At 59.8% G+C, this 14943-nt stretch carries 6 protein-coding genes, 5 tRNA genes and 1 riboswitch; of the genes, 9 read left to right on the top strand and 2 right to left on the bottom strand.

Annotation, left to right across the window (positions count from 1 at the left end; genetic code table 11):
* The first annotated feature begins 23 nt into the window (after positions 1-23).
* The 3 genes from AB5Y83_RS17310 to AB5Y83_RS17320 all read left to right on the top strand — a co-directional run bounded on the left by AB5Y83_RS17310 (position 24) and on the right by AB5Y83_RS17320 (position 7687).
* Positions 24-2639 (top strand): glycosyl hydrolase family 18 protein, encoded by a 2616-nt coding sequence (locus AB5Y83_RS17310; protein WP_368175635.1) that lies wholly within the window; start codon positions 24-26, stop codon positions 2637-2639.
* A gap of 73 nt (positions 2640-2712) precedes the next feature.
* On the top strand, positions 2713-5694 hold the full coding sequence (locus AB5Y83_RS17315) for a M66 family metalloprotease (protein WP_368175636.1): 2982 nt from the start codon (positions 2713-2715) through the stop codon (positions 5692-5694).
* Positions 5695-5773: 79 nt separating this feature from the next.
* The gene (locus tag AB5Y83_RS17320; protein ID WP_368175637.1) at positions 5774-7687 is read left to right on the top strand and encodes a glycoside hydrolase family 19 protein; all 1914 of its coding nucleotides are present in this window, start codon (positions 5774-5776) and stop codon (positions 7685-7687) included.
* A 468-nt stretch (positions 7688-8155) separates the two neighbouring features.
* Here AB5Y83_RS17320 and AB5Y83_RS17325 read toward each other — a convergent pair whose 3' ends face one another.
* Positions 8156-8416, bottom strand: a complete 261-nt coding sequence (locus AB5Y83_RS17325; RefSeq protein WP_323915895.1) for a hypothetical protein — start codon at positions 8414-8416, stop codon at positions 8156-8158.
* A 45-nt stretch (positions 8417-8461) separates the two neighbouring features.
* On the opposite strand from AB5Y83_RS17325, the gene AB5Y83_RS17330 reads away from it, so the two are divergent.
* The 5 genes from AB5Y83_RS17330 (at position 8462) to AB5Y83_RS17350 (ending at position 9014) form a co-directional block, all read left to right on the top strand.
* Positions 8462-8537, top strand: a tRNA-Ala gene (locus AB5Y83_RS17330).
* A 28-nt stretch (positions 8538-8565) separates the two neighbouring features.
* Positions 8566-8641, top strand: a tRNA-Ala gene (locus tag AB5Y83_RS17335).
* 63 nt (positions 8642-8704) lie between these two features.
* Positions 8705-8780: transfer RNA gene (locus tag AB5Y83_RS17340), tRNA-Ala, on the top strand.
* Positions 8781-8828: 48 nt separating this feature from the next.
* Positions 8829-8904, top strand: a tRNA-Ala gene (locus tag AB5Y83_RS17345).
* Between the two features lie 34 nt (positions 8905-8938).
* A tRNA-Ala gene (locus AB5Y83_RS17350) sits at positions 8939-9014 on the top strand.
* A gap of 169 nt (positions 9015-9183) precedes the next feature.
* Here AB5Y83_RS17350 and AB5Y83_RS17355 read toward each other — a convergent pair.
* A complete protein-coding gene (locus AB5Y83_RS17355; protein ID WP_368175638.1) occupies positions 9184-11373 on the bottom strand; it encodes an ExeM/NucH family extracellular endonuclease in 2190 nt (729 codons plus the stop codon).
* A 293-nt stretch (positions 11374-11666) separates the two neighbouring features.
* Positions 11667-11749, top strand: a riboswitch (cyclic di-GMP riboswitch).
* A gap of 148 nt (positions 11750-11897) precedes the next feature.
* Between AB5Y83_RS17355 and AB5Y83_RS17360 the strand changes: the two genes are divergently transcribed.
* A complete protein-coding gene (locus AB5Y83_RS17360; RefSeq protein WP_368175726.1) occupies positions 11898-14894 on the top strand; it encodes a glycosyl hydrolase family 18 protein in 2997 nt (998 codons plus the stop codon).
* The last annotated feature ends 49 nt before the right edge of the window (positions 14895-14943 follow it).

Raw genomic sequence — 14943 nt, forward strand, 5'->3', positions numbered from 1 at the left:
AACGAAACGAAAAGGAAAGCAATATGCTAAGTCCAAAACCTGCACTGCTGGCCATGATGGTCGGCACCCTGCTCGCCTCCTCCGCCGCTTATGCGGCAGCTCCCGGAAAACCCGCCATCGGCTGGGGCCCCACCAAGTTCGCCATTGTCGAAGTCGATCAGGCGGCAACCTCCTACAACAATCTGGTCAAGGTGAAAGATGCCGCCGATGTGGAGGTAAGCTGGAACCTCTGGAGCGGTGACGTTGGCCAGACTGCCAAAGTGCTGCTCGATGGCAAGGAGGTGTGGTCAGGCCCCTCCGCCGCCGCAGGCACCGCCAAATTCAAGGTGAACAAGGGGGGCCGCTACCAGATGCAGGTGGCCCTCTGCAATGCCGACGGCTGCACCCTCTCCGACAAGAAGGAGATCGTGGTCGCCGATACCGATGGCAGCCACCTTGCACCGCTCAAGGCTGCGCTGCAGGAGAACAACAAGCCCTACGCCAACAAGTCCGGCAAGGTGGTCGGCACCTACTACGTGGAGTGGGGCGTCTACGGGCGCAAGTTCACCGTTGACAAGATCCCGGCCCAGAACCTGACCCACATCCTCTACGGCTTTACCCCCATCTGTGGCGGGGATGGCATCAATGACAGCCTCAAGGAGATCGAGAACGGCAACAGCTTCCAGGCCCTGCAGCGTGCCTGTGCAGGCCGGGCTGACTTCAAGGTGGCGATCCACGATCCCTGGGCTGCCGTCCAGATGCCGCAAAGCGGCCTGACCGCCTATGACGAGCCCTACAAGGGTAACTTCGGCGCCCTGATGGCGCTCAAGCAGGCCTACCCCGATCTCAAGATCCTCCCCTCCGTCGGCGGCTGGACCCTCTCCGATCCCTTCTACTTCCTCGGCGACAAGAGCAAGCGCGATACCTTCGTCGCCTCGGTCAAAGAGTTCCTGCAGACCTGGAAATTCTTCGATGGCGTGGACATCGACTGGGAATATCCGGGCGGACAGGGGGCCAACCCGAAACTGGGCAGCCCGAGCGATGGCGCAACCTATGTGACCCTGATGAAGGAGCTGCGCGCCATGCTCGACGAGCTGGAGGCCGAGACCGGTCGCACCTATCAGCTCACCTCCGCCATCGGTGCCGGTTACGACAAGATTGAGGATGTGGATTACAAGGCTGCCCAGCAGTACATGGATCACCTCTTCGTGATGAGTTACGACTACAACGGTGCCTGGAGCAATACCTCCCTGGGTCATCAGGCCAACCTCTATCAGGCCACCAACGGCTCGGCCAACAAGCGCTACAACACTGATGCAGCGGTGCAGCAGTTGCTGGCGCAGGGGGTCGACTCCGAGAAGCTGGTGATCGGTGCCGCCGCCTACGGTCGCGGCTGGAAAGGGGTGAGCGGATATCAGGGCAACGATCCCTTCACCGGCACCGCCACCGGCAAGATCAAGGGCACCTGGGAAGATGGCGTGCTGGATTATCGCCACATCGTCAACAGCCACATGGGCGCAGGCTGGGAGTACAACTACGACGAGACTGCCGAAGCGGCCACCCTGTTCAAGCCCTCCACCGGCGAGCTGATCACCTATGACGACGAGCGCTCGGTCAAGGCGAAAGGCCAATACGTGCTGGCCAACAAGCTGGGCGGGCTCTTCTCCTGGGAGATCGATGCCGACAACGGCGACATCCTCAACGCCATGCATGAAGGTCTCGGTCACGGTGAAGGGATCACTCCGCCAGCCAACAAGCCGCCAGTGGCTAACGCGGGCAGCGATGTGGCGGTGACCGGCCCAGCTACCCTGACGCTGGATGGCTCAGCCTCCCACGATCCGGAAAAAGGCTCTCTGACCTACAGCTGGAAGCAGGTTTCCGGTCCGCAAGCCGTGCTGGGTGATACCACGCAGGCCAAGGTGCGGGTCGATGTGAATGCCGTCAGTGCTGATACCGCCCTGGTATTCGAGCTGACGGTAACCGATGACCATCAACTGACCGCCAGGGATCAGGTGGTGGTGACCAACAAGACGCCGCAGCCCAACCTGCCTCCGGTGGTGACTTTGCCTGCCAGCGTCAAGGTGGAAGAGGGCAAGCAGGTGACCATCACCGCCAAGGCATCCGATCCCAATGGCGACGAGCTGATCTACCAGTGGCAAGTGCCTGCCGGTATCACGGCGACCGGCCAGAACAGCGCCACCCTGGTGGTCACCGGCCCAGCGGTGGATGTCGAAACCGGTTATGACCTCTCTGTGACCGTCTCCGATGGCGCACTCGATGCCAACGCGGCCACCCGTCTCACCGTCACGCCAATCAACGAAGGTGGTGAGGGTGGCTCTTGCAACACCACAGATCCGGAAGCAGCCAACGTTCCCGCATGGCAGGCCAGCAAGGTCTACAACGGCGGTGACAAGGTGAGCCACAACCAGCTGGTATGGCAGGCCAAGTACTGGACTCAGGGGAATGAGCCGAGCCGCGCCGCCGATCAGTGGGCGCTGGTGAGTCAGGTTGATCTGGGCTGGAACGCAGCCGTTGCCTACAACGGCGGGGATCTCACCAACCACAACGGCCGTCAGTGGAAGGCCAAGTGGTGGACTCAAGGCAACGAGCCGGGCAAGCACGATGTCTGGCTGGATATCGGGGCAGCAAGCTGTAACTGAGGCCTCCTCACCGATGACGGGGCATGGCGACATGCCCCTCATTCCCGGTAGCAATATGAACGAGAACCCGACAATGACCACAAATGTGACCCGAATCGCTGCCCTCATCATGGCAACCCTGGCGGCTGGCCCCCTGTCTGCCGCCACCTCGCCCCTGATATTCAATGACACGACACCGCAAAGCGATCTGGCGGGCAGCCTGGCTGCCAGCGTGCAGTTTGCCCAGAGCCAGATCCTGCCGTCCCATCCCAAAGAGGGGGATCGCCAACCCATCCTGACCAGCCTGCGCAAGAGCCTGCTGCTGGTTAAACCGCTCCAGGCCGACGGGGTGACCCCCATGACGGTGGAGGCCCGTGACGGCAGCGGCGAGCTGCTGGGCACCTTGACCTTGTCGCCGCCATCGGCGCTGCCAGAGACTGTCTACCACCTCGCGGGGGCTCCAGAAGGGGGAGTGAGTTTCATCCCGGAGAGCGGCACCACTGCCGTCATCAGCAGCAGTGCTGATTTGGCCAAACTGAACGACAAGAGCGGCGCCTTCCTCAAGGATCGGCTGACTGGTCGCGCGCTGGTGGAGATCCAGACCGTCGATGGCCGCTGGGTTCGGGATATCTACCTGCCCGTGAGCCCGGAGCTGGAGGGCAAGATGGTGCGGATCCGCTCCAGTGCCGGTTATAACTCGATGGCCTTTTATGGTGAGCGACAGGTGACCGTCTCCCGTGGCCAGACCCTGCAGTTCAAGTTTGCCAATGGGCAGTGGTTCCGCGAGGGGGAGCTGGAGAACAACCGCATCACCTATGCAGCGGATACCTGGAGCGGCGAGCTGCCTGCCGAGTGGATCCAGCCCGGACTGAACCTCTCCGTTCGTCAGGGCAATCTCAGTAGTGAACTGCGTGACATCAAGGTCGGCGCCCCCGGCGAGCTGCTGCTGCACACCATCGACATCGGCATGCTCACCACACCACGGGATCGCTTTGCCTTTGCCAATGACAAGGAGGCCCATCGCGAATACTTCCAAACCATCCCGGCCAGCCGGTTGATTGTCAGTCAGTATGCACCGCTCTCCCTGCCTGAGGTGATGTTGCCCAACGGCACATTGCTGACCGATTTTGACCCGAGCGAAGGGGGCTGGCATGGCGGCACCATGCGTCAGCGCATCGGAAAGGAGCTTATCTCCCACGGTATCGACAATGCCAATTACGGCATCAACAGTAGTGCCGGTGAAGGGGAGGGAAGCCATCCCTTTGTGGTGGCCCAGCTGACGGCGCACAACAGTCGCGGCAAGTATGCCAATGGAGTTCAGGTGCACGGTGGTTCCGGTGGCGGTGGCATCGTCACGCTGGATGATTCGCTGGGCAACGAGTTCAGCCACGAGGTGGGCCACAACTTCGGCCTTGGCCACTATGTGGATGGTTTCCGCGGCTCGGTTCACCGCAGTGCCGATCAGCTCAACTCCAGCTGGGGCTGGGACAGTGACAAACACCGTTTCATCCCCAACTTCTCGCCGACCCGCACCAATGAGGATGCCTGTCTGGATGGCCAGTGCCAGCCACCGTTCGATGGCCGCAAGTTTGGCCACGATGCGATGGCGGGCGGCCGCCCTCTCTCCGGCGCCAACCGTTTCACCCTCTATACCCCCAATTCTGCTGCCATCATCCAGCGTTTTCTGGAGAGCAAGGCGGTGTTCGATGCCAACTCGGCCACCGGCTTTAGCAAGTGGAACAGTGCGACGGCCAGGATGGAGTCCTATCAGCACACAATCGAGGGGATCGAGAAGGTCGATGCCCCCATGGATGCCCTGAGCGAGGCAGGACTGAGTGCCCTGCTGGCGGATTACGACTTGGTCAGGGTTGCCATGTGGGATGGTCGCTGGACCCGTGATATCCGGGTGCCGGTTGCCTCTGCGGACAACCGTGGGCGCAGTCTGACTATCGATCACGGGGCCGGTTACAACAGTCGCCTCTTTATCAACGGCAAGGAAATTGTGGTGAACCGGGGCTTCAAGAAGAGCTTCACCTCGGATGGCCAGAGCTGGGTGGAGGTCTCCCCCATCGATACCAGGGTTGCGCGCAAGCCCGAGCAGTTCGGCGTGCCGGTGACCACCCTGGTGGGCTATTACGATCCGCAAGGAGCCCTGCGTAGCTACATCTATCCGGCTCTGCACGGCGCCTATGGCTTCACCTACCCGGATGACAGCAACACCCTGTCCGGCAATGACTGCCAGCTGCAGGTGGAGACCCGCGATGGTCTACAGCGCTTCAGGCTGGCCAATCACAGAGCGGCCAGCAGCGTCATGAACAAGTTCCACATCAACCTGCCCACCGCCAGCGAGCCCGGCCGCGCCACCATCCAGTGCCGTGGCCAGACACTGGTACAGCAGAGCTTGCTGCCACCGCAGCAGGCGCTCTCCTTTACCGTCAACGGGCGACCGCTGGAGCAGGGCGTGGTTGAGAACCGGCCTCCGGTGGTGACCGTACCGGCGCAGCTCGGCGGCATCGGCGGTGAGTGGCTGACCATCACCGCCGAGGCGAGCGATCCCGAGGGGGATGCGCTCAGCTACCGCTGGCACTTCCCGGCAGGCTGGCAGGCGGAGGGCGAGACCAGTGCCAACCTGCGTCTGCTACCGCCGGCTGTCACCACCAGCGAGCAGCATGAGCTGAGTGTGAGCGTCTCGGACGGGGTACATCAAAGCGAAGGGCGCGTCGTGCTGACGCTGGCGCCCGTGGTCGATGGTTCTTGCAACACCACCGATCCGGAAGCGGCGAATGTTCCCGCATGGCAGGCCGGCAAGGTCTACAACGGCGGTGACAAGGTGAGCCACAACCAGCTGGTATGGCAGGCCAAGTACTGGACTCAGGGCAATGAACCGAGCCGCGCCGCCGATCAGTGGGCACTGGCGAGTCAGGTTGATCTGGGCTGGAGCGCCGCTGTTGCCTACAACGGCGGGGAGCTGACCAACCACAACGGCCGTCAGTGGAAGGCCAAGTGGTGGACTCAAGGCAACGAGCCGGGCAAGCACGATGTCTGGCTGGATGTCGGGGCGGCAAGCTGCCCCTAGGTTGAGTCCATGATGAAGATGGCGGAGCCTGTTCAGGCGGGCTCCGCCTTTTGCCACAAAACCATAGAGAGCAACAATAATGAAAAAAAACCGTATCACCCTTCTGCTTGCCAGCATGATGCTGAGCGGCCACCTGTGGGCGGCCGAGGCATATGACATCAACAAATCCTATCCGGGCGGCAGCCAGGTCAATTACAACGGCCAGGTTTTTGAGGCCAAGTGGTGGGTCAACCCGGGTCAGACTCCCGGCATGGCGGCCGCCAATGCGTGGGATACCCCGTGGAAGCTTGTCGGCGAAGGGGAAGTGACCCCGCCGGATACCGGTGGCGATGACAAGCCCAATCCGCCGACGCCAACTCCGCCGGATGGCAGCACTACCCCCGTCTATATGAGCCAGGCCGAGTTGGATGCCAAAGAGAAGGCGCTGACCGACTTCCCGGCGATGGAAGCGGTCAAGGCCTCCATCGCTACCCGTGACAATCTGGTCGTAGAAGCTGTGCTGCCGGGCCGTGCCGACAACCCTGGCAACGTCAAGCGGGTCGAAAGCCTGCTGAGCGAGAGCCAGTTCAACTACCTGTTCCCGCTGCGCACCCCCGAGTACACCTATCGTGGCCTGTTGCAGGCGGCGGCCAAGTTCCCGGCCCTGTGCAGCGATTACAGCGATGGCCGCGATGCTGACGCCATCTGCCGCAAGACCCTGGCAACCATGTTCGCTCACTTCGCCCAGGAGACAGGCGGCCATGAAAACTGGCGCCCGGAAGCCGAGTGGCGTCAGGCACTGGTCTACGTGCGTGAGATGGGATGGAATGAGACCATGCGCGGCGGTTACAACGCCGAGTGTCGTCCCGATGTGTGGCAGGGTCAGCAGTGGCCGTGCGGTACGTTCGACAATGGCGAGTTCAAGAGCTACTTTGGCCGCGGCGCCAAGCAGCTCTCCTACAACTACAACTACGGCCCCTTCTCCGAGGCGATGTTCGGTACTGTACGCACCCTGCTAGACCGCCCCGATCTGGTGGCCGACACCTGGCTGAACCTCGCCAGTGCGGTGTTCTTCTATACCTATCCGCAGCCGCCCAAGCCTTCCATGCTCCATGTCATCGATGGCACCTGGCAGCCGAATGACCATGACAAGCAGAACGGTCTGGTGCCGGGCTTCGGGGTCACTACCCAGATCATCAACGGCGGCGTGGAGTGCGGCGGTCCGGTCGAGCACGCCCAGTCCCAGAATCGCATCAACTACTACCGCGAGTTTGCCAACTACCTCGGAGTGGCGGTGCCATCCGACGAGGTGCTGGGTTGCAAGAATATGAAGGTGTTTGATGACAATGGCGCCGGTGCCTTGCCCATCTATTGGGAGCAGGACTGGAGCTATGTGGCAGAGAACCCCAACGGCGGCAAGAGTTACGCTTGCAAGCTGGTGGGCTACCAGACCCGTTTCAGCGCCTTCAAGGCAGGGGATTACAGCCGCTGCGTTCAGCACTTCTATCCGGAGGTGGTGATCGAGGATAACGGCGGTGGCACCAACCTGCCGCCAGTGGCCAATATCACTGGCCCGGCGCAGGCCGAAGGTGGCAGCAAGGTGACTCTCTCCGGCCAGCACTCCAGCGATCCGGAAGGCAAGCCGCTCTCCTATGCCTGGACTATCCCGGCTGGAGCCGCCCCGGCACTGGATCAGGTCACTCTGGAGTTGACTCTGCCCAAGCCGGCCAGCGATACCAAGCTGGAGATCAAACTGACGGTCACAGATGAAGGTAATCTGAGCCGCAGCACCACCCATAGCCTGCTGGTGAAAGGGGAGGAGGGGGGCGTAACGCCGCCTGACTATCCCGTCTATAAAGAGGGGACTCCCTACAAGGCAGGCGAGCGGGTCAGTAACGGCGGTGCCAGCTACGAGTGCAAACCGCACCCCTACACCGGTTGGTGTGCCGGTGCTGCCTGGGCCTATGAGCCGGGCAAGGGCACGGCCTGGGACGATGCCTGGATCAAGCTCTGAGCCGTTTCAGGGTTACAAGGCTTGCCGACAAGCCAGCTGACAATCCGGAGCAATAAAAGATGGGGCCTGCAGGCCCCATTCTTGTTTGGTGGAGTTCAGGTTTGGCCGTGGAACATCTGGCCCGGACAGGACAGCGCCTCGAAAGGGCTGTGTGATGATGTGTGTTGTTTTTTTATTACATTTTCCGTGAAAGGCTTTCAGCAATTACTTGCCGTAGCGGAAGTAGTATTCACGGGTGGAGGGGGCATAGGCATCTTTCTCTACAACGCCGTTCTTGGTGGTTGCACCGCGCAGGTGGAACAGGACTGCCAGATTCTCAAACATGGTTTACCTCATCGCTCTGTCATTTATGGTTATGGTGTGTGACCTGGGTCACGGTTTGATCCTATGGTCATTTGTGAGCCAGATCAACTTTCTGTGTTGTAAATTTACAAAAATCATGGAAAGGGTTTTCAAATGCAATGCCCTTTATGGAAAGGCTTTCCCGAGGTGACGGGGGAGAAGCTGATTACCAGCCAGCATAAAGAGGTCTGAGAGCGGGGTGCGTTGCACGGGGAAAGAGGCTTGCTGCACGGCCTCTCCTGTATAGGTGCTTGAGCCGATTTGTGACATAAAACAGAGAGATAGCACGCGCCTTGCTGGTAAAAACAGCGAACTGCTGCAATTTTGACTAAACGAATCAGTCGCGGTTATTTTAGGGTTGACAGCAAAGCGGGTGATGCCTATCATGCGCCTCCGTTGCCGGAGATAACTTCGTCAGCGCCGAGGTGAGTTGGGGTTATAGCTCAGCTGGGAGAGCGCTTGCATGGCATGCAAGAGGTCCGCGGTTCGATCCCGCGTAGCTCCACCAAATTATCCTCGAACAATCTGGAATCAAAGGGGTTATAGCTCAGCTGGGAGAGCGCTTGCATGGCATGCAAGAGGTCCGCGGTTCGATCCCGCGTAGCTCCACCAGATTCTTGATTGACATGAAGTACCCAGGGCAGTGTGGTGTGTATCACCCAAGCCGACCTTTGTGGGGTTATAGCTCAGCTGGGAGAGCGCTTGCATGGCATGCAAGAGGTCCGCGGTTCGATCCCGCGTAGCTCCACCATTATTTAGGATGAATGGCCGCCAGAACCATTCATTCAGTACCGAATTTGGGGTTATAGCTCAGCTGGGAGAGCGCTTGCATGGCATGCAAGAGGTCCGCGGTTCGATCCCGCGTAGCTCCACCAAATTCAGAGTGACTGCAGGTCATTCACAAAAATCGGGGTTATAGCTCAGCTGGGAGAGCGCTTGCATGGCATGCAAGAGGTCCGCGGTTCGATCCCGCGTAGCTCCACCAAATTCTTGTTACAAGAAGCAAAAGGCCACCGCATCGCGGTGGCCTTTTGTTTTCTCCATCATTTATTTTCTCCATACGTCCGCCCCTTTCATTTTTAAATCCAATGACCTGAATGAAAAAGCCCGCGAGACTCGCGGGCTTTGCTTGCACTATTCAAATGCGCCTGTGGTTAACGGCGACGTCGCCAGGCCAGCGGCAACAGGGCCAGTAGGCCGAGTCCCAGAGCACCACCGCCTGAGGAGGTGTCCGGTTTGGTGGCATCGCTCTCCAGTCTCAGGTCGACGATGATGGGGTCATGGTCGGAGGCACTGAAGGGGTTGTCAGACTTGAGCAGGGTGCCGGTGTACTGGCTGCCGTACTCGAACAGGGAGCTCTCGAAGGAGTTGATGTGCCAGTCGGCGACACCAGCCACCTTGCTGGCCAGCGCCGGGTTGGCGAGGGCATAGTCCAGGGTGCCCAGCTCCCCGTCGTAGCTGTAAGAGATGGCTTTCTCCTTGTTGAATTTGACGTTGAGATCGATCAGGCCGTAGCTGCGAGTCACTTCGCGACCGAGCTGTTCATAGGACTGCTCACCGATAAAGGTGTGAGAGGCCGATACGATCTTCCGCTCGCTGGTGGCCGGGTTGTAGTCGGTCAGCACCCGGATCGGATCTTCCTTGGCGTAGGAGTTGAAGTCGCCAACCAGCAGCACCTGGCCCGGCAGTTTACTGACCGCTTCACCCAGCACCTTGGCGGCAGAGACCCGGAACTCGGTGCACTTGCCCTGCAGGTCGACCGGTTCTGTCTTGCCATCGCCATTTTCGTAGCAGCCTGACCCCTTGGATTTGAGGTGGTTGACCACCAGCGTCAACGGCTCCTTGCTCTTGGCGAGGGTGAAGGTTTGAACCAGAGAATCGCGCTGACCAGCTGTCTTGGCCACACCACCTGTGGTGTAGCGCTGCTCTGGCAGCTTGATGACGCTGGCATCTCCGCTGGGGGTGAGCAGGGCAGGACGGTAGATCATCGCCACCATGATGGCGTCTCCGCCGAAGAACTTGCCATCGGTAAGGGCAGTGACCGGCAGACGCACATAGGCGTAGTGTTTGCTCGCATCCTTCTGCTGTTCGTTGAGGCGGGTCACCAGATTGTGGAGGGCCGAGTTATCCTCGAAGCCGTTGTTCTCCATCTCCATCAGGCCGAGCAGATCGGCATCCATTGCTGTAATGGCATTGACGATCTTGGTGCGCTGTTTCTCGAACTCGGGCTGGCTCTTGGCACCCCGGTTGCAACCTTTGGCGTTGTCGGCATCCGCCTGATCCTTGCACAGGATATTGAGTGCGCCGCCGATGCTGGAGTGACTGGTGAAGTAGTTGAGCACGTTGAAGCTGCCGATCCGCAGATCGCTGCCAGCGAGGCGAGCCGGTGCGTCTTGACGATCCTCTTCAGGGCTGCGCAGCAGGGCGCCGGCAGTCAGGGTGACATCGCTCGGTACCACCAGACGGAACGCATCCTTGTTGTATACGATGACCCCCTCCAGCCCGGTCAGTTGATCACCGATGCGCAGATATCCCTGATCGGCATCCCAGCTCGGGAACCAGGGCACTACGCCATCCGGTGCTTTGTAATCAGACTCAACTACCAGACGGTTGCTGCCATTTTTGGTGGCCAGTGCGACAGCGTCCGCACTGCTGGCAACATGAAATTGGGTCGGTTTGATCAGCGGGGTTTTGTGGGCCAACTCTACGTTGTTGCGATAGACCTTGTAGTCGAAGCCGTAGTTGCGGGTCAGGTGCAGGTCACTGCTGCTGTCGAGACGTACCCGCATCCCTTCGTGGCGATTGAGCGCTTGAGCCAGCGTCTCCCCTTCATTGACCTGCAGTACGCTGGTCGGCACATTCAGCCCTTGTGCGGTGACTTGCAAGTGGGCTTTTTTGGTGGCCTTGTCGACTAACGGGGTCAGCTGGGTGCCGCCGTAAAATTCTTGCACCTGTGCTTCCAGACAGACTTCGCTCCCCGGTTTTACGTCTTTATATTTGGTCGCGAAGTCCTTGTCGTTCAGATAGACAAAGATGCCATCAGAGGTGGCCGGATTGCCATCGCCCACCGGGTCGGTCAGATAGAAACCCTTGGTCAGACTTTGGCCAAGCGTCGTCACGATACCGCGAACGTTGAAGGTGCCCGTGCTGATTTTGCCGGTCACGTTACCGTTCTTGTCGGTCACGGTCTGGGTAGCCAGCGCGCTGGCGGAGCCTGTACCCTGAATGGTCGGGATGGGGGTGAGTTGAGCCGGATCGGACGGGCAGACAAATGCCGCATGGGCGCCTGAGGATGCAAGTGCCAGCCCCACGGCCAGCGACAGCAGGGTACGAGTACCTTTCATAGGTGTTCCTTTTTTATTTTTGCCAGTGATTCCATAGCCTTGGCTCGTTGACCAAGGGCGCGCATTGTCACATTTCTGGCATGTCATACCAGTGAGCCAACGCACATTAAATGAATCTGGGAAGGTGCGGGAAAGCGTTTTTATGATCCCAGTAACGATATGATTTTTTTGATAATTCAATCAATTTTAACCCTGTGATCATGACGCTTTCGTGGCAGGGGATAATTCTCTTTGAGAATAAAGATTGAGGGGATCTTGTCGCCTTTCTATACTGGGTTCGTTCCTCACGGAACCCAGGTAAAGGGCAAACCGGCAGTGATGTCGGGGCGCAATGCTTCCGGTCTCGATCGTGGATCCAGATAGCGGGGTTTCCCTGGGTGAGGGGTGGTTTTTGTGGCAGGTCCATTGCCAGTTGTCTGCGCCCATCATGCAGGTTGCGATTGTTCTTTGCCTTGGTGACCAAGCCAAGACAAAACAAGGAAGATAACAATATGCAACAGCTCTTCAGACCCAGCAGGCTTGCCATGCTGGTCGCCCTTGCGGCTGCGCCCGCCTGGGCTCAGGCCGCTTATCCCGCCTATAAATCCGGTACTGCCTACAAGGCTGGCGATATTGTCAGCAACGTCGGCGCCCTCTACGAGTGCAAAGAATTTCCCTATTCAGGCTGGTGCGGGGCATCCCCCTATCACTATGAGCCGGGGGTGGGGGTGGTCTGGGCAGATGCCTGGAAGCCCTATGGTGGCGAGGTGCCCCCTCCTGCACTCGGTGTAGCCGTCAGCTCGCCAGCTGCTGGTGCCAGCTTCAACGAAGGAGCCAGCGTGGCGCTGGCAGTGACCCTGAGTGGCCCGGTAACGGCCTTGGCCAAGGTGGAATATTTTGTCGACGGCAAGCTGGTCGCCACGGCGAGCGCCTCGCCCTGGAGTGCCAGTTGGAGCGCCGCCGGAGTGGGAGGCCATACCCTCAAGGCTCGCGCGCTGGATAAAGATGGCAAGGTACTGAGCGAGGCGGATTCGAGCTTCAACGTCGCCGCAGTGGTGGCGCCGGAGGCGCCCAAGGCGAGCATCAGCAGCCCGGCCAATGGCGTCAAGGTGACGCTGGGTCGCAGTGTGGCGGTGAGCGGTAACGTCACCGATGCCAACAACGATGTGGCCAAAGTCGAGCTCTATGTCGACGGCAAGAAGGTGGGCGAAGATACCACTGCCCCCTGGCAGGTGAACTGGACGCCGGATGTCAAAGGGAGTGCCGCCCTCAAGCTGGTGGCCACTGACAAGAGCAATCTGAGCGGCGAGTCGGCGGCTGTGACCGTCAATGTCGAGGAGGCCGCGCTGCCGCCCACCGGTGGCAACCTCTCTTGTGACATTCGCCAGATCTATCGTCCGGATGGTTACGAGTGCATGGGGGATGACCATGCTCGCCGGGTCATCGGCTACTTCACCTCCTGGCGCACTGGCAAGAACGGCCTGCCCGCCTATCTGGTGAGCGATATTCCATGGAACAAGATCACCCATATCAACTATGCCTTCGCGGCGGTGGATGAGCAGAGCCACACCATCAAGGTGGACGATGCAGCCACCAAGATGACCTGGGATGGCGTGCCGGGTGCCGAGATGGATCCTGAATTCGCCTACAAGGGCCACTTCAACCTGCTGTCGAAGTACAAGAAGCAGTATCCGGACGTGAAGACCCTCATCTCGGTCGGGGGCTGGGCCGATACCCGCGGTTTCTACACTGCCACTACCAAGGGTGACTGCTCGGTCAATACTGCAGGTATCAACACCCTGGCTGACTCGGCGGTGAGCTTTATCCGCCAGTACGGTTTTGACGGGGTCGATATCGACTACGAATACCCCACCTCGATGAAGGATGCGGGCAATCCCAACGACTTCCCGCTCTCCAACCAGTGCCGGGCCAAGCTGTTTGCCAATTACGAGGTGCTGATGAAGACCTTGCGGGCGCGGCTCGACAACGCCGGTAACGAAGATGGCCGCAAGTATATGCTGACCATCGCCTCACCGGCTTCTGCCTATCTGCTGCGCGGGATGGAGAACTTCCAGGTCACCCAGTACCTCGATTACGTCAACCTGATGACCTATGACTTCCACGGTGCCTGGAACCACTTTGTCGGTCACAACGCTGCCCTGTTCGACAACAATGCCGACCCCGAGCTCTCCCATTGGGGCGTCTATACCCAGACCCAGTTTGGCGGTATCGGTTACCTCAACGCGGCCTGGTCTGCCCACTACTTCCGCGGTGCGCTGGCGGCTGGCAAGATCAACGTTGGCGTGCCCTATTACACCCGCGGTTGGCAGGGGGTGAGCGGTGGCAGTCATGGGCTGGGTGGCAAGGCAGCCCTGCCGAGCCAGAACGAGTGCCAGCCGGGCACCGGTGGTAGCACCATTCCGTGCGGCAACGGGGCGGTCGGCATCGACAACATCTGGCATGATCTCGACAAGAACGGCAAAGAGATCGGCGGTGGCGCCGTACCCATGTGGCATGCCAAGAACCTGGAGAATGCGGCCAGCCTCGGCATCACCACATTGCCAAGTTATGGCACTGCCTGGGGTCTGGATCCCAACAATCCGGCTCACGTGATGCAGGGCAAGTATGTGCGTTACTACGATGACAAGGCCCACGCGCCCTGGCTGTGGAACGAAGAGAAGAAGGTGTTCCTCTCAACCGAAGATGAAGAGTCCATGGGCCACAAGCTCGACTACATCATCAAGCGCGGTCTGGGTGGCGTGATGTTCTGGGAGATGGCGGGTGACTACGCCTTCGATCCGGCCAAGAACGAGTACGGCATGGGCAGTACCCTGACCACCCTGGCTTATGAGAAGTTTGCCAAGGCAACTCCGTACAACACCAAGCAAAACGATCTGGCCGCGCCGAGCGCCCAGCTCGACATCCAGGTCAGCCTCTCCGGCTTCAAGGAAGGGGACTCCAACTATCCGATCAACCCGAAACTCAAGCTGATCAACAAGTCGACCCAGACCATTCCGGGCGGCGCGCGCATCGAGTTTCTGGTACCCACCTCCACCTCTGACACCATCACGGATCAGAGTGGCATGGGCCTGAAAGTGGTGGAGAGCGGTGGCAACGACAACTCGGAAGGCATTGCGGGCGAGAAGGACTTCCACAAGGTCGCCATGAACCTGCCGGGCTGGCAGACTCTGGCACCGGGGGCCGAGATTGAAGTCGCCATGACCTACTACCTGCCCGCTGCTGGCGTGCCAAGCGGCATGCGCATCATCAGTGGCAGCCAGACCATTGGTCTCAAGGCCGAGTTCCCGACCCTGCCGGAGGCCGTGCTGGGCTCGGGTGGTGGCGAGAATCCGGGTACCAGCTGCAGCAGCCAGAACGTCAATCCGGCGGCCTACAAGGCCTATCCGAGCTGGCCGCAGGGGGATCATGCCAATGGCGGCGATCGCATTACCCATAACAAGGTAGTGTGGCAAGCAAACTGGTGGACCAGCAGCGAGCCCAAGGCAACCGATGGCAGCTGGAAGTCTGTCTGTAGCTATTGATTTTAAAATCAATGAGATAAGTGAGGCTTCGGCCTCACTTTTTTTGTCT

It is taken from the genome of Aeromonas sp. R5-4 (assembly GCF_040908215.1).
GTDB lineage: Bacteria > Pseudomonadota > Gammaproteobacteria > Enterobacterales > Aeromonadaceae > Aeromonas > Aeromonas veronii.

Coding starts and splice junctions, on each gene's coding strand:
- AB5Y83_RS17355 (WP_368175638.1), bottom strand. CDS start 11,373: ATGAAAGGTACTCGTACCCTGCTGTCGCTGGCCGTGGGGCTGGCACTT.
- AB5Y83_RS17320 (WP_368175637.1), top strand. CDS start 5,774: ATGAAAAAAAACCGTATCACCCTTCTGCTTGCCAGCATGATGCTGAGC.
- AB5Y83_RS17360 (WP_368175726.1), top strand. CDS start 11,898: ATGCTGGTCGCCCTTGCGGCTGCGCCCGCCTGGGCTCAGGCCGCTTAT.
- AB5Y83_RS17310 (WP_368175635.1), top strand. CDS start 24: ATGCTAAGTCCAAAACCTGCACTGCTGGCCATGATGGTCGGCACCCTG.
- AB5Y83_RS17325 (WP_323915895.1), bottom strand. CDS start 8,416: ATGATAGGCATCACCCGCTTTGCTGTCAACCCTAAAATAACCGCGACT.
- AB5Y83_RS17315 (WP_368175636.1), top strand. CDS start 2,713: ATGACCACAAATGTGACCCGAATCGCTGCCCTCATCATGGCAACCCTG.